Annotated in this window: 25 protein-coding genes; 4 read left to right on the top strand and 21 right to left on the bottom strand. The window is 42.4% G+C overall.

Going from position 1 to position 21,471, the window contains the following annotated elements; all coding sequences use genetic code 11:
- Window positions 1-102 precede the first annotated feature (102 nt).
- Complete coding sequence (locus tag ACNQGS_RS08875) at window positions 103-624, top strand: DUF309 domain-containing protein (protein WP_491487025.1); 522 nt, start codon at window positions 103-105, stop codon at window positions 622-624.
- A 21-nt stretch (window positions 625-645) separates the two neighbouring features.
- Here the strand turns inward: ACNQGS_RS08875 and ACNQGS_RS08870 are convergent, their stop codons facing one another.
- Window positions 646-996: a GNAT family N-acetyltransferase gene (locus tag ACNQGS_RS08870; RefSeq protein ID WP_423798995.1), complete on the bottom strand. Its 351-nt coding sequence runs from the start codon at window positions 994-996 to the stop codon at window positions 646-648.
- A gap of 471 nt (window positions 997-1,467) precedes the next feature.
- Here ACNQGS_RS08870 and ACNQGS_RS08865 point away from each other — a divergent pair, with 471 nt between their 5' ends.
- Window positions 1,468-2,334, top strand: a complete 867-nt coding sequence (locus ACNQGS_RS08865) for a DUF1002 domain-containing protein (protein ID WP_423802659.1) — start codon at window positions 1,468-1,470, stop codon at window positions 2,332-2,334.
- Window positions 2,335-2,378: 44 nt separating this feature from the next.
- Here ACNQGS_RS08865 and lysA read toward each other — a convergent pair whose 3' ends face one another.
- The 18 genes from lysA to ACNQGS_RS08775 all read right to left on the bottom strand — a co-directional run bounded on the left by lysA (window position 2,379) and on the right by ACNQGS_RS08775 (window position 18,709).
- Entirely contained in the window at window positions 2,379-3,683 is a 1,305-nt protein-coding gene (lysA, locus tag ACNQGS_RS08860) for a diaminopimelate decarboxylase (RefSeq protein ID WP_491487024.1), read from the bottom strand.
- A 174-nt stretch (window positions 3,684-3,857) separates the two neighbouring features.
- Entirely contained in the window at window positions 3,858-5,345 is a 1,488-nt protein-coding gene (locus ACNQGS_RS08855) for a spore germination protein (RefSeq protein ID WP_491487023.1), read from the bottom strand.
- Window positions 5,302-5,907 carry a stage V sporulation protein SpoVABEA gene (gene spoVAEA / locus ACNQGS_RS08850; protein ID WP_464490999.1) on the bottom strand — a complete coding sequence of 202 codons (606 nt, stop codon included), beginning with the start codon at window positions 5,905-5,907 and terminating at the stop codon, window positions 5,302-5,304. The genes ACNQGS_RS08855 and spoVAEA overlap by 44 nt, the downstream gene beginning before the upstream one ends.
- Before the next feature lie 28 nt (window positions 5,908-5,935).
- Window positions 5,936-6,358: a stage V sporulation protein AB gene (locus ACNQGS_RS08845; protein ID WP_213120304.1), complete on the bottom strand. Its 423-nt coding sequence runs from the start codon at window positions 6,356-6,358 to the stop codon at window positions 5,936-5,938.
- Window positions 6,348-6,968, bottom strand: coding sequence for a stage V sporulation protein AA (locus ACNQGS_RS08840; protein ID WP_491487022.1), 621 nt, complete (start codon window positions 6,966-6,968; stop codon window positions 6,348-6,350). The genes ACNQGS_RS08845 and ACNQGS_RS08840 overlap by 11 nt, the downstream gene beginning before the upstream one ends.
- A 113-nt stretch (window positions 6,969-7,081) precedes the next feature.
- Window positions 7,082-7,840, bottom strand: a complete 759-nt coding sequence (gene sigF / locus ACNQGS_RS08835) for an RNA polymerase sporulation sigma factor SigF (protein ID WP_491487021.1) — start codon at window positions 7,838-7,840, stop codon at window positions 7,082-7,084.
- 12 nt (window positions 7,841-7,852) lie between these two features.
- Entirely contained in the window at window positions 7,853-8,293 is a 441-nt protein-coding gene (gene spoIIAB, locus ACNQGS_RS08830; RefSeq protein WP_491487020.1) for an anti-sigma F factor, read from the bottom strand.
- A gap of 1 nt (window position 8,294) precedes the next feature.
- Entirely contained in the window at window positions 8,295-8,645 is a 351-nt protein-coding gene (gene spoIIAA, locus ACNQGS_RS08825; RefSeq protein ID WP_213144969.1) for an anti-sigma F factor antagonist, read from the bottom strand.
- 130 nt (window positions 8,646-8,775) lie between these two features.
- Window positions 8,776-9,966: a D-alanyl-D-alanine carboxypeptidase family protein gene (locus ACNQGS_RS08820; protein WP_491487019.1), complete on the bottom strand. Its 1,191-nt coding sequence runs from the start codon at window positions 9,964-9,966 to the stop codon at window positions 8,776-8,778.
- A 122-nt stretch (window positions 9,967-10,088) separates the two neighbouring features.
- Window positions 10,089-11,393 (bottom strand): pyrimidine-nucleoside phosphorylase, encoded by a 1,305-nt coding sequence (locus tag ACNQGS_RS08815; protein ID WP_491487018.1) that lies wholly within the window; start codon window positions 11,391-11,393, stop codon window positions 10,089-10,091.
- Window positions 11,394-11,419: 26 nt separating this feature from the next.
- Window positions 11,420-12,238 (bottom strand): purine-nucleoside phosphorylase, encoded by an 819-nt coding sequence (locus ACNQGS_RS08810; protein ID WP_491487017.1) that lies wholly within the window; start codon window positions 12,236-12,238, stop codon window positions 11,420-11,422.
- 35 nt (window positions 12,239-12,273) lie between these two features.
- Window positions 12,274-13,458, bottom strand: coding sequence for a phosphopentomutase (deoB, locus tag ACNQGS_RS08805; RefSeq protein ID WP_491487016.1), 1,185 nt, complete (start codon window positions 13,456-13,458; stop codon window positions 12,274-12,276).
- A 264-nt stretch (window positions 13,459-13,722) separates the two neighbouring features.
- A complete protein-coding gene (gene xerD, locus ACNQGS_RS08800) occupies window positions 13,723-14,616 on the bottom strand; it encodes a site-specific tyrosine recombinase XerD (protein ID WP_491487015.1) in 894 nt (297 codons plus the stop codon).
- Window positions 14,617-14,620: 4 nt separating this feature from the next.
- A complete protein-coding gene (locus tag ACNQGS_RS08795; protein WP_213120295.1) occupies window positions 14,621-14,848 on the bottom strand; it encodes a YqzK family protein in 228 nt (75 codons plus the stop codon).
- Window positions 14,849-14,958: 110 nt separating this feature from the next.
- Complete coding sequence (fur, locus tag ACNQGS_RS08790) at window positions 14,959-15,450, bottom strand: ferric iron uptake transcriptional regulator (RefSeq protein WP_491487014.1); 492 nt, start codon at window positions 15,448-15,450, stop codon at window positions 14,959-14,961.
- 111 nt (window positions 15,451-15,561) lie between these two features.
- Complete coding sequence (gene spoIIM, locus ACNQGS_RS08785; protein WP_491487013.1) at window positions 15,562-16,203, bottom strand: stage II sporulation protein M; 642 nt, start codon at window positions 16,201-16,203, stop codon at window positions 15,562-15,564.
- Window positions 16,204-16,991: 788 nt separating this feature from the next.
- The gene (locus ACNQGS_RS08780) at window positions 16,992-18,158 is read right to left on the bottom strand and encodes an endonuclease Q family protein (protein ID WP_491487012.1); all 1,167 of its coding nucleotides are present in this window, start codon (window positions 18,156-18,158) and stop codon (window positions 16,992-16,994) included.
- On the bottom strand, window positions 18,158-18,709 hold the full coding sequence (locus ACNQGS_RS08775; RefSeq protein WP_491487011.1) for an NUDIX domain-containing protein: 552 nt from the start codon (window positions 18,707-18,709) through the stop codon (window positions 18,158-18,160). Before ACNQGS_RS08775 ends, ACNQGS_RS08780 begins: the two co-directional genes overlap by 1 nt.
- Before the next feature lie 74 nt (window positions 18,710-18,783).
- Here ACNQGS_RS08775 and mciZ point away from each other — a divergent pair, with 74 nt between their 5' ends.
- Window positions 18,784-18,915 carry a Z-ring formation inhibitor MciZ gene (gene mciZ, locus ACNQGS_RS08770; RefSeq protein ID WP_213120290.1) on the top strand — a complete coding sequence of 44 codons (132 nt, stop codon included), beginning with the start codon at window positions 18,784-18,786 and terminating at the stop codon, window positions 18,913-18,915.
- 64 nt (window positions 18,916-18,979) lie between these two features.
- The gene (locus ACNQGS_RS08765) at window positions 18,980-19,891 is read left to right on the top strand and encodes an aldo/keto reductase (RefSeq protein WP_491487010.1); all 912 of its coding nucleotides are present in this window, start codon (window positions 18,980-18,982) and stop codon (window positions 19,889-19,891) included.
- Window positions 19,892-19,918: 27 nt separating this feature from the next.
- Here the strand turns inward: ACNQGS_RS08765 and ACNQGS_RS08760 are convergent, their stop codons facing one another.
- Entirely contained in the window at window positions 19,919-20,170 is a 252-nt protein-coding gene (locus tag ACNQGS_RS08760; RefSeq protein ID WP_491487009.1) for a YqkE family protein, read from the bottom strand.
- A 106-nt stretch (window positions 20,171-20,276) separates the two neighbouring features.
- Window positions 20,277-21,464 carry an acetyl-CoA C-acetyltransferase gene (locus tag ACNQGS_RS08755; protein WP_491487008.1) on the bottom strand — a complete coding sequence of 396 codons (1,188 nt, stop codon included), beginning with the start codon at window positions 21,462-21,464 and terminating at the stop codon, window positions 20,277-20,279.
- Between the last annotated feature and the right edge of the window lie 7 nt (window positions 21,465-21,471).

Genomic DNA, 21,471 nt, shown 5'->3' with positions numbered 1-21,471 from the left:
GGACCCGTTTCTAACGGGTCTATTGTTTTACAGCCTGGTCATGACCTATAATTGCCGAATATGGTAAACTGTACATATATAAAGAAACTGGAGGGGAAATGCTTGTACCCAAAAGAATATATCGAATTTTTAAGTCATTTTCATGGCGACAGGGATTATTTTGAGTGCCATGAGATCCTCGAAGACTTTTGGAAAGGGTCTGACCCCGGCAACAAAGAGTCTATTTGGGTAGGGTTTATATTATTGGCAGTATCGGCTTACCACCATCGCCGCAAGAATTTTAACGGTGCACAGAGAACATTGGAAAAGGCTATTACAATCATTTCTAACCAATCTTCCTTACTACCGGATCTGGGTTTGGACGGCCGGCTTTTCCTTCAGACCATAAAAGAACAGTTAATAGGTCTGCAAAATCGCGAAGAATATAAATGTATGAATCTGCCCATAAGCGATCCTGAATTGCTCCAAGCGTGTATGAAATTGTGTGATGAAAAAGGGTTTGACTGGCAAAGCGAAAGTGATTTGGCGGATCTAGAGATCATTCATCGCCACAAATTACGGGACCGGTCAAGTGTCATTGCAGAAAGAAACAACGCGATATTAAAAAAAGGCAGCGGGGCATGAGGCCGCTGCCTTTTCCTATATTTAGCAAACATCACATTTCTCAATAAAAGAAGCTGTGTTCGCGTTCGAAGTAATATTTTTATCCGGATACATTTCCTTTAAAGCTTTAACCATTCTTTTGCCTACTCCTTGGAAGCGGTGTGAGGGATTAACAGAAACATGTTGAATTTCCAAAGTATTGGTATCCTGATGATAAATCGCCCCAATCAGTCCAATAATATCTTCTTCCTTCCAAAGGAACAGCCTATGATTCTCTTCTGTTTCGTATTCCTTCATGGTTTGCTGGAGTTTCTTGAGATCTTTTTCAGTTGGCATAAAAGACATTAACCCCATCGCAATTTTTTCGAATGTTTTCTTATAGCGAATTAACATACGTATCCCTCATTATTTTCAATAAACCAATGGTTTGGTTTAACAATAGTGTATTTTTCAAACTGGTTTAATGATTTTCTTTATGCAGTATATGTATTTGAAAATCTTTATGTTCACTAACCACAATCATACCGAATTCGTCATCATTCTTCAATGGAAAATCTCTACTTGCCTGGCGCTATGAACATCCAATAGATAATTCCCCAAATAATTGATATCACAATAAGAATGCCAAATAAAGCCCAGTTATTTCTATTCATACAAATCCCCCATTAACTTACTTACCTGTCCTACATTCTACACCAAAATACAAAAATAATCCATTTCTCCTAAGTCAGACAAATTTTCGTGAATAATTTGAACCTATGAAACTTCTAATTTGTTTTTATCGTTATATAATAATGGAATCGGTTATATTATTAAAGAAGAATCTTTATTATTGTCAAAAGCGTTTTAAAAATCAAGGAGGCTATTATGAAAAAATTATTGATACTCCTCACGGCAGTCTGTTTATTTCTCGTTCCTATCCGCAGTTTTGCAGACATGGCTGAAGGAGATATGATTGTAACATTAGGTGAAAATTTAACAGAAACGCAAAAAAATCAATTGTTGGAGGAAATGGGCGCGCCGAAGGATGTTCAAATTGTGACCGTATCTAATCAAGAAGAGCATCAATATCTAGGGAAATATGTCTCAAAATCATTGATTGGAACGAAGGCGATTTCTTCATCAGCGATTACAATTGCACCAAGCGGCTCTGGCATAAAAGTAAAAACGAAAAACATTAACTGGGTTACAGATGAAATGTATGTCAATGCTCTGATCACGGCTGGCGTGAAGGATGCTGACATCTATATAACCGCTCCTATCTCTGTTTCGGGCACCGCAGCACTGACAGGGATTATTAAGGCGTATGAAATTTCCGCCGATAAAACAATCCCTGAGGAAGTAAAGCAGGCGGCCAATCAGGAAATGGTAGAAACAGCAAAGCTTGGTGACGCCATCGGTGCAGAAAATGCAGCCGCCTTAATCGCAAAAATAAAAGAGGAAATTGCCAAGAACCAGCCGAAAAACGATCAGGAATTACGGGCCATTATCGAGCAAGCGGCGAAAGAACTAAATGTAACCCTTACTGAGGAACAGATTCAAAGGCTGATGGACTTATTTAATAAATTGAAAAGCTTGAATATTGACTGGAATCAGGTTAGTGACCAACTCAACAAAGCAAAAGACCGTATTTCCAAATTCCTGCAATCTGAGGAAGGGCAGGGATTCCTGGAGAAGGTTAAACAATTCTTCATTTGGCTCATTGATGCCATTAAGGCCCTATTCTCATAGTTTTTTTTATAAATGAAAACTGCCGCTCGCGAGCGGCAGTTTTATTATTTTAATGGTAAATCATATCTTACAAGATCTTCGTATGATTCTCTTTTCACGACGAGGGTGGCTTTACCATCTTCGACGAAAACTACTGCCGGACGTGGAATCCGGTTATAGTTGTTGGCCATGGAATAGCCGTAAGCACCAGTACAGAATACGGCTAAAATATCCTCATCCTCATGCTCCGGCAATGGCAAATCCCAAATCAGCATATCTCCTGATTCACAGCATTTGCCGGCAATCGAGACAGTTTCTGATGCTTGTGCCAGCGGCCTGTTGGCAAAGACCGCCTCGTATTTTGCCTGGTAGAGTGCCGGACGGATATTATCACTCATCCCGCCATCAACCGCCAAATATTTCCTGACACCCGGAACATCTTTGGAAGCTCCGACCTGATAAAGAGTAATCCCGGCATCTCCTACAAGAGAGCGGCCTGGTTCAATCCAAATTTCTGGCATTTTAAGTGAATATTCACCAGCCAGCTTTTTAACCTCTTTAATGATTTCACTGACATATTGCGACGGTGGAATTGGCTCGTCCTCTTTTGTATAGCGGATTCCAAAACCGCCGCCAAGATTTAAAACTTCTGACTCAAAGCCAATACGTTCCTTCCATTCTGCCAGCTTTTCAACTATTTTTTGTGCTGCTAATATGAATCCGGTTGTTTCAAAGATTTGCGAACCAATGTGACAATGGATCCCAAGCACATTAAAATGGTCAAACGGAATAGCGGCTGTTAATGCATTTTCCGCTTGGCCGTTTTGCAAGTCAAAGCCAAATTTCGAATCTTCCTGACCAGTTAATATATAATCGTGGGTATGTGCCTCGATGCCAGGAGTGACCCTCAGCAAAATATTTGTCTTCACCTGTTTCTCCAAACAGATTGCTTTTAACAGTTCCATTTCATAAAAATTATCAACGACAATGCAGCCGATTTTTTGGTCCACTGCCATTTCTAATTCTTCCCTGCTCTTATTATTTCCATGAAAGTGAATCTTTTCTGGAGGGAAACCAGCTGTTATAGCTGTATATAATTCACCGCCGGAAACAACGTCCAATGATAGACCTTCTTCCTCCGCGAGCTGCACCATTGCCACAGTAGAAAATGCCTTGCTGGCATATGCAACCTGAGCCCTTACATTTTGTTGTTCAAAGGTTTTTTTAAATCCCCTTGCTCGTTCCCTGATTAAAGCAACATCATAAACATACAAGGGAGTTCCAAAGTTTTTCGCGAGCTCGACAGCGTCGAGACCGCCAATTTCCAGATGCCCATCCTTATTCACACCTGTTGTACCGTAAAAATACATTCCCTTCCCTCTCTCCCTAACGACTCACTACAGTCTATGTAGACAATGAGTAAAAATAATAAACAAATAGACAGAATCCGCATTAGAAACTGCCTATTTTTATTTCTTTAATCCTTTATTTAATTAAACACTTTAGCATAATTATGCACATTCTGCAATTTGTTTTGAAAAAACTTACCCATTTGGAGGCTGACGGTAACGGTTTCTTGGATGGACAATACTTGGCCTAAGCACAGCACCCGGTATAGCCCGCCGGAAGACAATTTGTAAAAATCCTTTTGGTTCGAACGGAAGAAACGGCCATAAATATGGGGTGTTGAGCGCCCGCATACGAACAAGAAAGATAAAAAAGATGGTTGAGCCAATGATAAAACCTGGTGCATGGAAAAATGCCACTGCTAACATCAAGATCATTCTAGCGATTTTATTGGCAACACTTAATTCATAGCTTGGGGTCGTGAAGGTTCCGATGCCGGCGACCGCTACATAAAGGATGACCTCAGGCACAAAGAGACCGACATCAATGGCAATTTGTCCAATTAATACAGCAGCAATTAAGCCCATAGCCGTTGACAACGGTGTTGGTGTATGAATGGCAGCAAGCTTCAAAAACTCTAACCCAAAATCCGCCAAAAACAGTTGGACAATTAATGGAATATTAGTCTGCTCATTTGGACCAATAAAGGCGATTTTCTCTGGCAACAAGGATGGTTCTAGGACCACTAACAGCCAAAACGGAAGTAAAAAAATGGATGCTGAAACTCCTAAAAATCGCATCCAACGGACGAAGGTTCCCATTGCAGGTGATTCTCGAAATTCCTCGGCATGCTGGACATGATGAAAATATGTAGTAGGTGTAATAATGACACTTGGCGAGGTGTCACAATAAATAATTACATGCCCCTCTAATATATGGGCAGCAGCAACATCTGCCCTCTCTGTGTATCTTACAATGGGATATGGATTAAAGCCCTGCTTTACGATAAATTCCTCGAGAGTTTTATCCGCCATCGGAATTCCGTCAATATCAATGGCTTTTAATTCCTGTCTCAGTATATTAAGCAAATCCGGGTCGGCCACATCCTCCAGATAGCCTAACGCAATGTCTGCTTTTGAGCGCCTGCCTACCTTAATCATCTCAAAGCGGAGCCGTTCGTCACGAATTCTCCGTCTTGTTAAAGCTGTATTTAAAATAATATTTTCAACGAATCCATCACGGGCGCCTCTCACTACCTTTTCCGTATCAGGCTCTTGAGGCGACCTTCCTGGATAACTTCTGACATCAATCGCAAACCCTGTACTTTCACCGTCAATGACAATCGCGATTAAACCGGATAAAACCTTATCCACCAATTGATCAAGATGGGTAATTTGCTCTACCGATTGGTTTACTAATCTATTTTCAATTAGCTTAAAAAGGTCTGTAGAAAGCTTTTCCCGATTATTGATGCCAACCAGTTCTTTGATCAATTGAATAATGTACATCGTATCGCACAAACCATTAACATAGTAGATTTGGATGTCTTTCTTTAAGATTGTTAATTTCCTGACCCCCAAATCAAAGCTTATCCCTAAGCCGACACTCTGCTTCATGTAGTTTTCTACTTCATTCACTGATTCAGGAATCGGCCAATGTTCCACTTTGGATTGTGTCGTCGTCATAAAATCCACTCCTTTCAAGGATAAGTTCTACAGCTTTTTCTGTTATCGGCGCACCAAGCTTGTAGGAATCGTGTCTCGCCATTTTGCCGATATCTCCTACTCCTACAATAAGTGGTACATTTAATTGATCCAGGCAATAAACGGTATCTCCATTTAGTCTCCCAATTTCCAGTTCAGGTATACCATATTTATCTACTCCATATGGTGTTAATTCCCCGTCCCGATCAATACTTACATCTACCTTTGTCCATTCCTCGTGCCTAGATTTGGCTGCAACAGCAACGACGCCGAGAACATTGATGTCCTCATGTTCCGCCACGTATTTTAAGGCCTTCTCTCCGGCGCCTTCTCCAACAATGCCGCTGTCATCAAACATAACAAGAACCGGGTCGTGGGGTGCTTTCTTAATAAGTTTGACAAGCTCCGGCCCCGACAATTTGGAGGGATTTCCCTTGGACTGTGTAATACAGCGTCCGCCGACCGTCTTGGCAACCTGCTCTAAAGACCTCCTGGTGTGTTCATCGCCATCTGTTACTAAAATAACATTCCTTTTGGTGCTCATACTTTGATGTCCTTCCCTTTTAAAGATTTTAATGATGGACAAAGTAAAGCCATTGAAAGATGGAACCAAATATTTTTCCTAAAACAATTGCCATTATTAAAATGACAATCTTCCCATCTAAATGAATTCGCTTAGCAAGGATTGGGAAAACGTTTAAAGCCTCTGTAAGACCTGCAGCCAGCATCCCAACAAAGACACCGCCAAAAAGCCCCAAGGGGATTAAGAAATAAGCGGATATATCCAATACGGGGTCCCTTAAGCTGGCAAAAACTCCCGTTAAAGCCCCGATAACGACTCCCCATTCATACTGATAAATCATTTTCATCGTTTTGGTAAGCTGAGTTAATCTGGGGATAACCCCCAGAACGGTAAGAAATGCAACAAATCCCGAGCCAACGGCCAACCCACTGGCAATTCCCAGAAACATAACAGCAATAATTTTAATCGTCATGAACCCGTTTCATACTTTCTTTATTTTCATGGAGAATCACATAATTATCCAAATCCATCTGATAATTAAACATCTCAACCTCGAGCGGACTTGGTTCATCATTAATTCTCTTCTTGAAGACATGATTGAAAAAGAGAATCATGCCTAGTCCTAAGCCAATTGAATAGGGAATTTGAAAAAGCAGCGGTTTTGCTTCCTTCTTACCTGTAATGATTGTGTAGATTTTCTCCTGCACACTTTTCATACTGACATCATCATGAAAATTCATCAGTGTCATGGCCGAACCGAAAAATAAAAGAAACCATATTAAAAGAAAAAAAGGAATCGAAACTCCTTTTTTCTTGGCTACTACTTCAATAATCGTCTGCGCCGGTCCGATTGTTTGGACCTCAACATCCTCAAACCTGGCCGTTATTAACCGAATGACTTTCATGATATCGATCACAACAATATTTCCGTCCTCATTTTTTAATTGGTAAATCTCCATCGATTGTAAATCATGAAGGACCTCTTCAGTGGCAATCATCTGAGCAGCATCTTTTAATAAAACCTTTCCCTCCGGAGGAACTTGAACACGATTCCGCATGCGAATGTAGATTGTTTTTTCCAAAACATCACTTCCCACACAAAGATTTCTCGTATATGTAGTATGGGTAAAAACTGCCTTTTTATGAAAACAAAAAATGGAATGATTTTTTTCATAAATAAAAAAGACCAAATGGATTAGAGATCCATTCGGTCCTTCATTTGCAAAAGTATCTTTTTTTCTAGTCTTGAAACTTGAACCTGGGAAATTCCCAGTCTTACCGCTACTTCTGATTGGGTTTGGTCCTTATAATAGCGCAAATAGACAATTAGCCGCTCCCTCTCATCAAGCTCGCGGATGGCTTCTTTTAATGCAATTTTATCAAACCATTTGCCTTCGTTACCATCATCAATTTGATCAAGCAGGGTAATTGGATCCCCATCATTTTCATAGACTGTTTCATGAATAGATGAAGGTGTCCTGCCTGCTTCCTGGGCAAGTATGACGTCCTCAGGTGAAATCTCTAGGTATTCTGATATTTCATTAACGGTTGGAATTCTGCCAAGTGTTTTCGACAGCTCATCCTTGGCCTTGCGGATTTTGTTCCCCATCTCCTTCAGCGATCGGCTGACCTTGACCGTACCATCATCACGGATAAACCGCTGGATTTCTCCAATGATCATCGGGACAGCATACGTAGAAAACTTGACATCATAAGATAGGTCAAACTTATCAACTGATTTTAATAGACCGATACAGCCGATTTGAAATAGGTCATCCGGGTCATAGCCTCTATTCAGGAACCTCTGAACAACAGACCAAACAAGCCGCATATTTTTTTCAACGATTAAATCGCGCGCTTCCTGATCCCCGCCCTGGCTTCTTTGAATGAGCTCCTTGACTTCATGATCCTTTAAATACGTTTGATTTTTTTCGTTTTTGACCTCCACATCCATCGGCAAGTCTCCTTAATTGCAAAGCATTTTGCTAGATTTTAAATGCTTTCGTAGTCTAACCTCGGTCCCGCTGCCAGGCTGTGTGAAGACCTCTAACTCATCCATAAAATTCTCCATGATGGTAAAGCCCATGCCGGATCTTTCGAGTTCCGGCTTTGTTGTAAATAATGGCTGACGAGCTTCTTCCACATCTGCTATACCTAATCCATTATCCTTAATGGACAATTCAATGAAACTATTCTCTATTGAAACATGAATATAAACAATTCCATTCGGGTCATTTTCATACCCATGAATAATTGCATTTGTAACTGCCTCTGAAACAACCGTTTTTAGCTCTGTCAGCTCATCCATAGTCGGGTCAAGCTGGGCGATAAAGGCAGCAACCGTTACACGGGCAAAGGATTCATTCTGGCTTAATGCGCTAAACTGAAGAGTCATTTCGTTCTTCACGTTAGGCCACCCCCAATCTCTGCAATGCAAATTCTTCAGTCGGTTCCATTTTGATAATTTTAAACATGCCCGACATATCGAATAATCTTTGGATTGCAGGGGAAATTGCGCAAACGACCATTTCACCGTGCACCTGTTTAATTTGCTTATATCTGCCTAATATAACACCAAGCCCAGAGCTATCCATAAAGGTTAGTTGTGCCAGATTCAAGACAATGTGGCGGATTCCATTGTTTTCAATTACACTTGAGGCTTTTTCGCGAAGCTCATCAGCTGTATGGTGGTCCAATTCACCGCTTAAACGAATCAGCAAAACATCGTGTTTAGTTTCAAGTTCAATGTTAAGACTCACTATCCCTCGTCCTCCTTATTCAGGTATAGTGAGTCAATTCGCCTTTTGTCCATTCATTTCCTTCTCAACATACAAAACTAGTCGATTTTCGCTAAAAGTAGTGATTTCGTTTCGCGATTCGACATTCCCCTTATTTTCCAGCCTTGGTAAACATGCCGAAGGAACGTTTATAAAGGGTCCACCAACCTGCCTCCTGGACAGTACTTTTGGCAACCAGAGGACTTTCCAAAACCACCTTGCCATCTTTAATTAGCTTAATGGTTCCTACTCGGTCACCTTTTTGAATGGGAGCCTTTAGTTTCTTTTCAAGAGTGATCTTTTGCTTCACGTCCTTGGTCTTTTCTCCCTTTTTCGTAAGAAGAGAAAGCGGCTCGCTTGTTACAGCCTTGACTGTTTTGTCCTGGCCTTTACTTACTTTTGCTTCACCAATGGTTTGATTTCTTTTGTAGACTGGATGCGTTTGATATTGGCTGAACGCATAGTCAAGCATTTTTGTGACTTGGGCATTGCGGTCCTTGGATGTCGGAGCCCCAAATACTACTGCAATGACTCGCATTCCATCCTTTTGTGCAGTTGCTGTTAAGCAGTATTTTGCTTCAGCCGTAAATCCAGTCTTTAAGCCATCCACTCCTGGATAGAAACGAACTAATTTATTTGTATTGACCAGCCAGAATTTTTTATCCGTATTTTCACGGAGATAGGCTTCATACATTCCCGTGAATTTCGTAATGTCTTCATATTTCAATAATTCTTTTGCCAATACGGCCATGTCATGTGCAGAGCTATAATGACCGCTTTCTGGCAGGCCAGTCGTATTTTTAAAGAAAGTTTGCTTTAAGCCTAGTTCCTTTACCTTTGCATTCATCATGTCAACGAATGCTTCTTCGGAACCGCCAATTCTTTCGGCCATCGCAACAGAAGCATCGTTACCTGAACCGATGGCAATCCCTAGCAGCATTTGCTTGGTGGTCATTTCTTCGCCCGGTTCAAGAAAAATTTGCGAGCCTCCCATTGAAGCGGCATACTCACTAGTGCGGATTTTCTCATCCCACTTCAGTTTTCCTTTGTCAATCGCCTCCATGATTAATAACATGGTCATGATTTTTGTCATGCTAGCAGGAGGTAACTTCTCGTTGCCATTTTGATCATAAAGAATCTTTCCGGTATCTCTTTCCATTAAAATAGCAGAACGGACACCCGTGACAATCTCAGTCCCTTGCTTTTCCTCCGCTTTTTTCTCCTCCGCCGCAAAGGCATGAGGCCCCCCTAAACTTGTAAACATAAATAGCAGAACTATTAAATAGACTAAACGACGCTTCATTGCAAAACCCTCCAATCTTTATAGCCAACATTTTTTCCAAAATTACCAACTTTATACATAAAAAGGTGTCAGGCACCACGTGAAAATTTCACATGGTGTCTGACACCCGCCTAAGACTTTATTTATTCCGTTATTTCTTCGTATATGAGGGTCGGTGCTTCTACTTTGGATGAAGAGATTTTAATATTTTCATAAAGCTTTTCTGATACTTCTTTGATGTCTTCGAAATTGCTATAAATGGTGACTAGGGATTCACCTTTGTTTACCTGGTCGCCGATTTTCTTTCTGAGGACGAGGCCAACTGCGAGGTCAATCACAGATTCCTTTGTTGCCCGGCCTGCCCCGAGAAGCATGGCTGCGGTCCCCACTTCATCAGCAACAATTTCGGAAACATAGCCGTCCTCTTTGGCTTCCAGTTCAAACGAATATTTTGCCTGTGGCAGTTTTTCCGGATTATCGACTACAGTTGCATCTCCGCCTTGGGAGCTTAAGAATATCTTTAATTTTTCCAGAGCCGACCCGTTTTGGATTGCCTCCTCCAATAAGGAGCGCGCTTCTTTTAGTGACGGCGCCTTTCCTCCTAAGAACACCATATGGCTGCCTAAGGTCAAACACAGCTCTGTTAAATCCTCAGGACCTTCACCCTTTAAGGTGTCAATTGCTTCTTTTACTTCTAAAGCGTTTCCGATGGCAAACCCGAGCGGCTGGCTCATATCGGAAATCACCGCCATAGTTCGCCGGCCGACCTTGTTGCCGATCCCGACCATCGCACGAGCTAATTCCCTTGAATCCTCAAGGGTCTTCATAAATGCTCCAGCTCCTGTTTTCACATCAAGAACAATCGCGTCCGCACCAGCGGCAATTTTTTTGCTCATAATCGAGCTGGCAATCAACGGAATGCTTTCAACAGTTCCCGTTACATCTCTCAGCGCATACAGTTTCTTATCAGCAGGCGTCAAATTCCCGCTTTGACCAATGACAGCAATTTTATTTTTATTCACTAGCTCGGTAAATTCCGAACTGTCAATTTCCACATGGAAGCCAGCCACTGATTCTAGTTTATCAATGGTTCCCCCAGTATGCCCCAACCCGCGTCCGGACATTTTCGCAACCGGAACACCGACTGATGCCACAAGTGGGCCGAGAACTAGTGTTGTCGTATCGCCCACTCCTCCAGTTGAATGCTTATCGACTTTGATTCCCTCGATTTGCGATAAGTCAATCTGATCACCTGATTTCACCATCGCCATCGTTAAATCAGCCCGTTCCTTTTCCGTCATACCTCGAAAAACAACCGCCATGGTAAAAGCACTTACTTGATAATCGGGGATGGATCCCTCGGTATAGCCTTGAATGATAAAATTAATCTCTTCAGTAGACAGTTCATGTCCGTCACGTTTCTTCTCAATCAAATCAACCATTCTCATTATTATTCACCACTTTACCATCAAAATTAAGCAAGACTCTTTACAATTTCTTTAATATACAAAAGGAAATTTGCTTTTACTTTTTCTGTTGTTTCGATAACCTCGTCATGGGTTAGTGGCTGGTCGAGGATCCCCGCTGCCATATTGGAAATGCAGGAAATGCCAAGCACCTTCATGCCGCTGTGACGGGCAACAATAACCTCCGGCACAGTTGACATTCCAACCGCATCCCCGCCAAGGGTGCGAACCATTCGGATTTCAGCAGGTGTTTCATAAACAGGTCCGGGATTTCCAAAATAAACACCATCCCTCACATCAATATTTAAGCGGGAAGCAATCTCCTTAGCCATTGTCCGCAATTCCTTTGTATAGGCTTCCGACATATCTGGGAAGCGGACACCGAAATGGCTGTCATTTGGGCCAATCAGCGGATTTGTGCCCATATTATTTATATGGTCGTTAATAATCATTAAGTCGCCCGGTGTAAAGCTTTCATTTACCCCACCGGCGGCATTCGTGACAATTAAAATCTCGACCCCCAGTTCCTTCATCACTCTTACAGGAAAGGTTACCTTATCCATGCTATAGCCTTCGTAAAAATGAAACCGGCCCTGCATCGCAACAACTTCTACTCCGTTAAGCAAACCAAAAACAAGCTGGCCGGCATGGCCTTCAACAGTTGAAACTGGAAAATCGGGAATTTCGTTATATGGTATTTTGACCGGCTGCTCGATTTCCTCTGCCAGTACACCAAGACCTGATCCTAAAATAAGACCTATTTTCGGAACCTTCTCATATTTTTCTTTTAAAAAGCTGACTGCCTTTTGAATATTTTCGTAATCCATCCTCATTCTCCCTTTTTATAGAAGCATTCATTTCATTATTTCAATTCGTTTAAGAAGCTTTTTCCATAGTTCGGCATTTTCACGTTAAAGTTCTCAGCAACGGTTGCGCCTATATCGGCAAAGGTATCACGTAAAGGAAGTTCACGGCCCGCTTGATTACCCTTTGAGTAGACAAGAAGTGGCACATATTCACGGGTATGGTCTGTTCCGGGGGCGACAGGGTCATTTCCATGGTCCGCCGTAATAATTAACAGGTCATCTTCCTTCATTTTGGCGAATACCTCAGGAAGCCGGGCATCATATTCCTCCAGGGCACGCCCATACCCTTCCGGATCACGGCGGTGGCCATACAGGGCATCAAAGTCAACTAGATTTAAAAAGCTGATGCCTGTGAAGTCCATATCAAAGGTTTCAACCAATTTATCCATCCCATCCATATTCGAAACTGTTCTTAATGATTGGGTTACACCTTCACCATCAAAAATATCGGATATTTTTCCAATTGCTATCACATCAAAGCCGGCATCCTTTAATTCACTCATGACGGTTCTGTCAAAAGGCTTTAAGGCATAGTCATGGCGGTTCGGCGTCCGTTTAAAACTACCCGGTTCTCCTACAAACGGTCGGGCAATGACTCTTCCAACCATATATTTCTCATCCAGGGTTAATTCACGGGCTATTTTACAAATACGATATTGCTCCTCAATCGGAATAATTTCTTCATGGGCCGCAATTTGCAGGACGGAATCGGCCGATGTATAGACGATTAATGCACCTGTTTTCATATGCTCTTCGCCGAGTTCATCGATGATTGCCGTTCCGCTTGCCGGTTTATTGCCGATGACCTTTCTTCCTGTCCGCTGTTCAAGATCCGAAACAAGCTCCTCGGGAAAACCATCCGGGAAGACGCGGAATGGTGTCTTGATATTTAACCCCATGATTTCCCAATGCCCCGTCATGGTATCTTTCCCATTGGAGGCTTCCTTCATTTTTGTATAAAAGGCAAGAGGTTTTTCCGCCTTTTGAATTCCTTTTAGTCCACGAATATTACTCAGACCTAGTTTCCCCATATTGGGCATGTTGAGCCCATTCATTTTTTCGGCGATATGTCCAAGCGTATCGGCCCCCTTGTCGCCGAATTTTTCGGCATCAGGGGCTTCACCAATACCTACGGAGTCCATTACGACAATAAAAATACGTTTATATGTATTAGCCGTCATTTTACTCTTTTCCTCCTTAATTGTTCAACGGATATGGCCGCCTGTTAACTAGCCACACAGCATTGACAACGTTTTCACATTTTCTAAAAAAGAAACAATTCACAACAATATGTTGTCCTATTTAGGCTCTAATACTCTAAAAAGCAGCCGAGCATTCGTCAGAAGTCTGACCTCTTTTATTTTACTAAATGCACGGAAAATTACAAGGAAAAAGCTGCCCGTTTTTTCGGCAGCTTATGACATTTGTATGACTCTATCAATCTATTAAGCTCTCGGATGAAATTTCCGATAAACATCAGACAAACGAGGCTTCGTAACTTGAGTATAAATTTGTGTTGTCGAGATATCGGCATGGCCGAGCATTTCCTGGACGGCCCTTAAATCAGCCCCATTTTCAACCAAGTGGGCTGCAAAAGAATGACGCAGTGTGTGCGGTGTTAGCTCTTTAACAATACCTGCTCCAAGCGCCAATTTCTTTAAAATCTTCCAAAAGCCCTGACGAGAGAGGCGTTTTCCTTGATGATTTAAAAATAAGGCATTATCAGCATGTTTTAGGGAGACAAAATGGGGTCTACCCTGGTCAAGATAGTGTTTGACGGCATCGACAGCCGTTTTGCCAATTGGGATGATCCTCTCTTTATCCGCTTTGCCCCTGCAGCGGATAAACCCCATCGTCAATTGGACATGCTCGATATCCAAGTCAATCAGCTCGCTGACGCGAATTCCTGTTGCATAAAGAAGCTCAAGCATAGCCTTGTCTCTTAAACCATAATGATCATTGGTTTTAGGAGTATCTAACAGCTGTTCCACTTCCTTTAGGGTTAACACCTTCGGAAGCGATCGTTCCATCCGCGGTGTTTCAATCTGCACGGTAGGGTCATCCTCAACCACTTTACTTCTTAATAAAAACTGATGAAATGCGCGAATGGAAGCAATGTGTCTTGCCAATGTCTTAGCAGACTTCCCCTGCTCCTTCAAAAACTCCAAAAAATGAATGATATGGACCCGCTGGACATCATTTAATGAAGGAATCAGTTCTACCTTGTTTAAATAGTCCAGGTAGCTTTTTAAATCGCGCTCATATGACAGCAATGTATTTAGGGCCAGTCTTTTTTCAACGCCCATATATTGCTTGAATTCCTGTAAATGCTGTTCCATTGCCTTACTCCCCATTTAAATAAAAAAATATCAGCCGGTCTACTAGAGAAGAATCGCTTTCGCTCATTGTATTTGAGACCTTAAGCGCCGTTCCTTCGGGTTCGTCGTAGCGGTGATAGTTTTGATATTCTTCAGATACCCACATGATACCATAATAAAAAAGAATCGTGCACCCTGTGAATATGATAAATACCTTTACGGTTTGCAGAATGATTTTCATAAAAGAGAGCATGTTACGTTCCCCCAAAATAGTTTTCTATTAACAAGGTATGCCAAAATGGACAGGTTTTATACCTTGCTGCATCAGGTTTTTGCATGCTCAAAAAAAAGAAAAAGCCCTTTTCATTCAAAGGACTGTTTGATTTTATTCTGTTTGGGTTGTTCTTCATCTTTGACTTTATCCTGGCAGCGATGGCAGATACCATGAAAGGTAAGACGATGGTCTTTTATTTTAAAATTCCATCTCTTTTCTACCACTGCTTCGACATCTTCAAGTAAGTCCTCCTGAATTTCACTAACAGCACCACATTCGATACAAACAAGGTGGTGGTGAAAATGGGCAGCACCTTCCTGACGAAGGTCATAACGGGAGACACCGTCACCAAAATTTATTTTATCGACAATTTTTAACTCCGTTAATAATTCTAAAGTCCGGTAAACAGTTGCCAAGCCTATTTCAGGCGATTTTTCTTTAACGAGGAGGTACACATCTTCCGCGCTTAAATGATCCTCTTCATTTTCCAATAAAACTCTGACGGTTGCTTCACGCTGAGGTGTTAGCTTATAACTTGCTGAATGCAACTGCTTCTTTATTCTCTCAATTCTAGTTTCCATCCTGAAGCCCCTCCCACGCCACTGTTAATACACATTATAACAGATAGGGAAGGAGATTCAAAATAAAATTATTATAAAGTGGAGTTTATATATATTATTATTTAATAATAATTATATATTAATTGAGGTAATCATTGTTTTCATCAGCCATGGCGATAAATATGCTTCAACAATTGACGCCGCTGAAATAAACACGACCGCCGCGATGAGGGCGAAAATATATCCCTTCAGTAAAGGCGCTAAAGGCTTTGCATACTGCTTCATAAATTGCTTCTTAATCATTCTCAATGAAAAAATGACTGACAAGGCCGCCATGATAATAAAGACTGGGATGATAATCAAGTTTTGCGGCAGAATCGAGGAGACTGCCAGCAGAAACCCTTTCCAGCCCATTTGGCTGACAAGGAACCCAACTGTAAAGCCTACCACCATTCCTTTGACAAACAGAAGAATGAGAATAACAGGAAGCCCGATAATGGAAATTCCCAGAATCCAAATTAATCCTATGAATTTACTATTATGAAGGAAGCTTTGCAAGAACAAATCGCTGTTTTCGCCTGCGTTTTCTGTGGAGACTTGTCCAAAGAACTGCGATAAATAATAGAATAAATCTTCCTTTTGCGTAAAGCTCATACTATTGACGACGATTGCGCCAAAAATAACTCCCATAAAAAACAGCACAACAATAAATAAGAAAATTGAGGAATGCTCACGGAAACTTACTGCATTGGATGGGTACAAACGTTTTTTCATTTGCGGTTCCTCCTGGCATTTGCTAATGATTAATACATTCTATGCCAGTCTAGTTTTTCTATGATTAAAATTGATAGATTCCGTAAAATAATTGGAAAAACTATTTTATAACTTTAACAGCGAAAATTCTTAAGGTATTTGTGCGAATAGAACTTTTTATAACAACACGGTATATGTATTTTTAGACATTTGGTAGTTATGAGCTCTTCATAACGACCGAGCGCTTGGTCTTTTCAGCCCTCGGGTGTTATAAGACCTTTTATAACGACCGGGCACTTGATCTTTTCAGCCATTCGGGCGTTATGAGACCTTCATAACTACCGAGCGCTTAGTCTTTTCAGCCGTTCGGGCGTTATAAGCCCTTCATAACTACCGAGCGATTGGTCTTTTCAGCCGTTCGGGCGTTATAAGACCTTCATAACTACCGAGCGATTGGTCTTTTCAGCCGTTCGGGCGTTATAAGACCTTTCATAACTACCGGGCGCTGAGTTTTTGAATCGTTCGGGCGTTATGAGACCTTCATAACTACCGAGCGATTGGTCTTTTCAGCCGTTCGGGCGTTATGAGACCTTTCATAACTACTGGGCACATGGTTTTTTCAGCCATTCGAGCGTTATGAACCCTTCATAACTACCGGGCGCTTGGTTTTTTCAGCCGCTTGGTCGTTATGTGCCCCCCATAACGACCGAGCACTTCATTTTTTCAATCGTTCGAGCTTTATGAATCCTTCATAAAAGAGAGCTCGCCTATTGGCGAGCTTAATAGATAGTTCATATGCGCTGTCACAGTTATTGATCCGCAATTTTTCCGTACTTTCCCCCGCCGCCAGCCGCAAGGTTTATTTTTCCTTCACGTGCTTTCATAATCAAGTCCGCGATTTTCTCAGGAACGACCTCTTTTAATGCTTCAAAAGGAACCTCGTGTAAAATGGCCATTTCGCTTCCGAAGTGGTTGACGAGTTTTTCCAGCATGCGCGGTCCCAGGCCGGGGATAAATTCGAGCGGCACCTGATGAACATAAGGCGGGCGTCCAGGCGGGCTCGTTTCAGCAGTTTTTAGTTCAAGGATTCGGTCAGCCACTCCTTTAATGATTTTGCTATGACCACACAAATCACAAATTTGGTCATCTTCCTGAAGCGGATTCAGACACTCGGCGCAAACGGTTTTATGGTACTTGCCGAGCAGTGGATCCAGACCGAAGTTAACAATTACTTTACGCCCATCCTCACCCTTTAAGGCCTTATATAGTTCCTTAAAGGTTGGTTCCTCCATCGCCACCACCTGATACTCACGGGCAATTTTTGCCAGAGAATGGGCATCCGAGTTCGTAACAAACGTATAATTGTGCAGTTCGCCTAACTGGTCAGCCATTTGTGTGTCAGAGCTTAAGCCCAGCTCAATACCGTCAATCTTGTTGGGGTCGAGAACCTCTTCGAGAGACTTTTTAACCCCTTTTCCATATAGGCTTTTAAAAGGTGTAAAAACATGAGCCGGAATAAAAATGCCGCCCATTTCTTTGACCTTTTTCTGCAGCTCCATACCGGTGATATAAATCCTTTGCGAGCTGAGCTGGATATTTTTCAAATGGCCCGACAGCCAATTAGAAAAATCCCTCATGACAGCGAGTGTTGGGAAGTAGCAAAGAAGATGAATCGGGCCGTTGCAGTTTTCATCATAAATTTCCAATTCCGAGCCCGGAATGACGGTCAAATCGCCAAATATCAAGCCCCCATCCTCATGCTCGTAAACCTCTCCACTTTGAATTAAGCTCTCCATTTCCAAAATGACTTCCGGAGAATGGCTGTCAATGATTCCGACCATGTTTAGCCCTTTTACATGGCGTGCATGTTCAATAATATTTGTAAATGTAAGAGATTTGGCGCCGGTTATTTTAACAGGCTTGCCCGTCCAGGTGCGGCCAATATGAATATGTAAATCCACATAATAGCGGTTCATTATTTATTCAACGCCTCTTGTAGTTGTAAGTATTGGACTGCGTAAATCGTTTTTGCGTCATAAATCTTTTGTTCTTTCACATATTGAAGGGATTCTTCCAGCGTCAATTCTTCCAAATTGACAAACTCATCCTCATCAAGGGCTGCGGAATCTTCTTTTTTCGTTAAGCCTTTTGCAAGGTAAACATGGACAATTTCATCGGCAAAGCCCGGCGAGGTAAAAAAAGATGTAAGCAACTCAAGGCTTTCGCACACGTAGCCGGTCTCTTCCTCCAATTCCCGGCGGGCGCAAGCATCCGGTTCTTCGCCTTTTTCAAGCTTGCCAGCAGGAATTTCCACGATGGTTCGTTCTAGTGCTTTACGATATTGCTCGACCATGATGATTTTATTTTCAGGGGTGACGGCTAAAATGGCTACCGCCCCTGGATGCTTGATAATTTCCCGCTTGGATGTTTTTCCGTTCGGCAGTTCCACTTCCTGTAAGTGAAGGCTGATGATTTTCCCTGAAAAGATTTCTTCGCTTTTAAGTGTTTTTTCCTCAAGCTTGCTCATTATCGTCAACTCCTGTTCTAGTCCGGTTCATTCACGTCATACATTTTACCATACTTGATTGGGAGGCGTATGGAATGAAGGTGTATGTGCATGAAAAGGGGATTATCCTTGTCGGCAAAGGCTGGGAAGTACTGCAAAAGCTAAAGGAATATCGGAAAGAGTTTGAGAATGTTTCCGACTGGGTGCAAAACGTCAAGCAAAAATAGATCCTGTTGTTTGTAGTCTCCCCCGTTCTTGATTAAAATTATAGAAAGATGAGGGGGGATTTTTTTGAAGAAGCGAAGGTTGGGCAGATCTGACTTGTATGTGACGGAACTTGGACTTGGATGTATGTCAATTGGAACTGATGAAAAAGCGGCTCAAGAAATTATTGAAGCGGCTCTTGAGGAAGGGATCAATTATTTCGATACTGCGGATTTATATGATTTTGGGGTTAACGAAGAAATTGTCGGGAAGACGTTGAAAAGTGTCCGCGAAAAGGTGATTATCGCTACGAAGGTCGGGAACCGCTGGAAGCCGGATCATTCTAGCTGGACGTGGGACCCCTCGAAGGTCTATATCAAAGAAGCGGTGAAAAATAGTTTAAAACGGCTCGGAACAGATTATATTGATCTCTATCAATTACATGGCGGCACGATTGATGACCCGATTGATGAAACAATAGAAGCGTTTGAGGAACTAGTTTCTGAAGGAGTGATCCGCTATTACGGAATTTCCTCAATCCGTCCGAATGTCATCTGTGAATATGTGGAGACATCACATATTGTATCGGTGATGATGCAGTACAGTATCCTTGACCGCCGTCCGGAGGAAGAGGCATTGCCGCTATTGGCTGAACATGGCGTGGGCGTTGTCACACGCGGACCGCTGGCCAAAGGGCTGTTGAGTGACAAGCTGCTAAACAAGGCTTCAGGGAAAGGGTATCTCGATTATAGTTTAGATGAATTGAGTGAGGTTTTGCCTCATTTGAAGGAAAAAGTGGGGGCAGGCCGTTCATTTACAGAGGTTGCGGTGCAGTATAATCTAGCTAATCCTGCGGTCACCTCAGTTGTGGCGGGTGCGAGCCGCGTGGAACAGATTCGAAGCAATGCTGCTGCGGTTAGAAGTCAGCCGTTGACCGATGCGGAGGTTGCGGTGGTTAAAGAGTTGACTAAGGGTAGTGTTTATTTGGAGCATCGGTAATAAATAAGGAGAGCATCCGCTCTCCTTTTATTTAAATTCCTTCCAATTCATGCCGCTCTCATTTAACAGCTCTTCAAAGGATTTGTTCTTTTCTTTCAATCTTCTTTCTTCCCGTTTTCTCTGCTCTTCTTCCTCGCGTTTTCTATCTTCTTCTGCCTTGAGCTGCTCCTGCTGCTCTTTTAACTTTTTTATTAAATCGGGATTTATCATATCTTTAAGCGTTACTGCAGCATCGTCTTTCTTCGGCTGACGTTTAGGTTGTTGTTGTTTTTTCTTCATAGGTTTGATGCTCCTTCAAAAACTACTTTTATTCCATTATACAACCTACTATTTCGAAAATCATATAAAAAGCAGGCTCCCTCTTAGGTCAGCCTGCTTTACTATATTACGCCATTTCCACGACTGTTGCCACTCCTTGGCCGCCGCCAATACACAGTGTTGCAAGTCCTAACTTGGCATCTCTCCGTTTCATCTCATGGATAAGTGTAACCAAAATTCGTGCCCCACTTGCACCAATCGGATGCCCAAGTGCAATCGCACCGCCGTTTACATTCAAGATTTCCTTGTTAAACTGAAGCTCACGGTCTACTGCCAGCGACTGTGCCGCAAAGGCTTCGTTCGCTTCAATCAACTCCAACTGCTCCAAAGAAACGGCCGCCTTTTCCAATGCCTTCTTAACCGCAGGAACCGGTCCGATACCCATGATGCTCGGATCCACTCCAGCGCTGGCATTTGCCTTAATCTTTACAAGCGGCTTCACGCCTAGTTCATCCGCCTTTTTTCTGCTCATTACCACTAAAGCTGCCGCGCCGTCATTAATGCCAGATGCATTTCCCGCTGTTACCGTACCGTCCTTTTTAAACGCAGGACGCAGCCCAGCCAATTTTTCCACAGTGGTACCCTTTTTGGGATATTCATCCACGGCAAATACAACCGGCTCACCTTTTCGCTGCGGAATCACAACCGGAACGATTTCCTCTTTAAACCGTCCTTCTTCTATCGCCTTCACTGCTTTTTCCTGACTCCATGCGGAAAATTCATCCTGCTCTTCTCTTGTAATCGAATATTTTTCTGCTAGGTTTTCCGCTGTGATCCCCATATGATAGTCATTGAATACGCAGGTAAGTCCGTCTGATGTCATCGTGTCCACCAGCTTTTGGTCACCCATTTTAAAGCCTTCGCGGGCATTTTTTAATATGTACGGTGCCTGACTCATATTCTCCATTCCGCCGGCGACCACAATTTCCGCATCTCCTGCCAAAATAGCTTGTGCCGCTAAGTGCACAGCTTTTAAACCTGATCCGCACACTTTGTTAATAGTCATCGAGGAAACAGTTTCTGGGATTCCTGCTTTAAACGCCGCCTGCCTAGCCGGGTTTTGCCCGAGTCCCGCCTGAAGGACATTCCCCATAATCACTTCATCGACCTGCTCCGGTTTCACTCCTGCCTTCTGAAGTGCCTCCTTGATGACAACTCCTCCTAATTCAGGTGCACTTACACTTTTTAATCCACCATTAAAACTGCCAAGCGCGGTTCTGACAGCGCTAACAATTACAACTTCGGTTTGACTCATGTTCTCT

Source organism: Neobacillus sp. PVCKKU3, assembly GCF_058323225.1.
This window is presented reverse-complemented; position numbering and strand designations above follow the sequence as displayed.

What these genes read in the sequence shown, in the direction of transcription:
- xerD (WP_491487015.1), bottom strand. Translation starts at nt 14,616, where the DNA reads ATGGAACAGCATTTACAGGAATTCAAGCAATATATGGGCGTTGAAAAA.
- deoB (WP_491487016.1), bottom strand. Translation starts at nt 13,458, where the DNA reads ATGACGGCTAATACATATAAACGTATTTTTATTGTCGTAATGGACTCC.
- fur (WP_491487014.1), bottom strand. Translation starts at nt 15,450, where the DNA reads ATGGAAACTAGAATTGAGAGAATAAAGAAGCAGTTGCATTCAGCAAGT.
- ACNQGS_RS08845 (WP_213120304.1), bottom strand. Translation starts at nt 6,358, where the DNA reads ATGACGATTAAAATTATTGCTGTTATGTTTCTGGGAATTGCCAGTGGG.
- ACNQGS_RS08810 (WP_491487017.1), bottom strand. Translation starts at nt 12,238, where the DNA reads ATGGATTACGAAAATATTCAAAAGGCAGTCAGCTTTTTAAAAGAAAAA.
- ACNQGS_RS08815 (WP_491487018.1), bottom strand. Translation starts at nt 11,393, where the DNA reads ATGAGAATGGTTGATTTGATTGAGAAGAAACGTGACGGACATGAACTG.
- ACNQGS_RS08855 (WP_491487023.1), bottom strand. Translation starts at nt 5,345, where the DNA reads ATGACGACGACACAATCCAAAGTGGAACATTGGCCGATTCCTGAATCA.
- spoIIM (WP_491487013.1), bottom strand. Translation starts at nt 16,203, where the DNA reads ATGAAAAAACGTTTGTACCCATCCAATGCAGTAAGTTTCCGTGAGCAT.
- spoVAEA (WP_464490999.1), bottom strand. Translation starts at nt 5,907, where the DNA reads ATGAGCACCAAAAGGAATGTTATTTTAGTAACAGATGGCGATGAACAC.
- ACNQGS_RS08820 (WP_491487019.1), bottom strand. Translation starts at nt 9,966, where the DNA reads ATGAAGCGTCGTTTAGTCTATTTAATAGTTCTGCTATTTATGTTTACA.
- ACNQGS_RS08780 (WP_491487012.1), bottom strand. Translation starts at nt 18,158, where the DNA reads ATGAACCGCTATTATGTGGATTTACATATTCATATTGGCCGCACCTGG.
- ACNQGS_RS08870 (WP_423798995.1), bottom strand. Translation starts at nt 996, where the DNA reads ATGTTAATTCGCTATAAGAAAACATTCGAAAAAATTGCGATGGGGTTA.
- ACNQGS_RS08755 (WP_491487008.1), bottom strand. Translation starts at nt 21,464, where the DNA reads ATGAGTCAAACCGAAGTTGTAATTGTTAGCGCTGTCAGAACCGCGCTT.
- mciZ (WP_213120290.1), top strand. Translation starts at nt 18,784, where the DNA reads ATGAAGGTGTATGTGCATGAAAAGGGGATTATCCTTGTCGGCAAAGGC.
- lysA (WP_491487024.1), bottom strand. Translation starts at nt 3,683, where the DNA reads ATGTATTTTTACGGTACAACAGGTGTGAATAAGGATGGGCATCTGGAA.
- ACNQGS_RS08760 (WP_491487009.1), bottom strand. Translation starts at nt 20,170, where the DNA reads ATGAAGAAAAAACAACAACAACCTAAACGTCAGCCGAAGAAAGACGAT.
- sigF (WP_491487021.1), bottom strand. Translation starts at nt 7,840, where the DNA reads ATGGATGTGGAGGTCAAAAACGAAAAAAATCAAACGTATTTAAAGGAT.
- ACNQGS_RS08775 (WP_491487011.1), bottom strand. Translation starts at nt 18,709, where the DNA reads ATGAGCAAGCTTGAGGAAAAAACACTTAAAAGCGAAGAAATCTTTTCA.
- ACNQGS_RS08795 (WP_213120295.1), bottom strand. Translation starts at nt 14,848, where the DNA reads ATGCTCTCTTTTATGAAAATCATTCTGCAAACCGTAAAGGTATTTATC.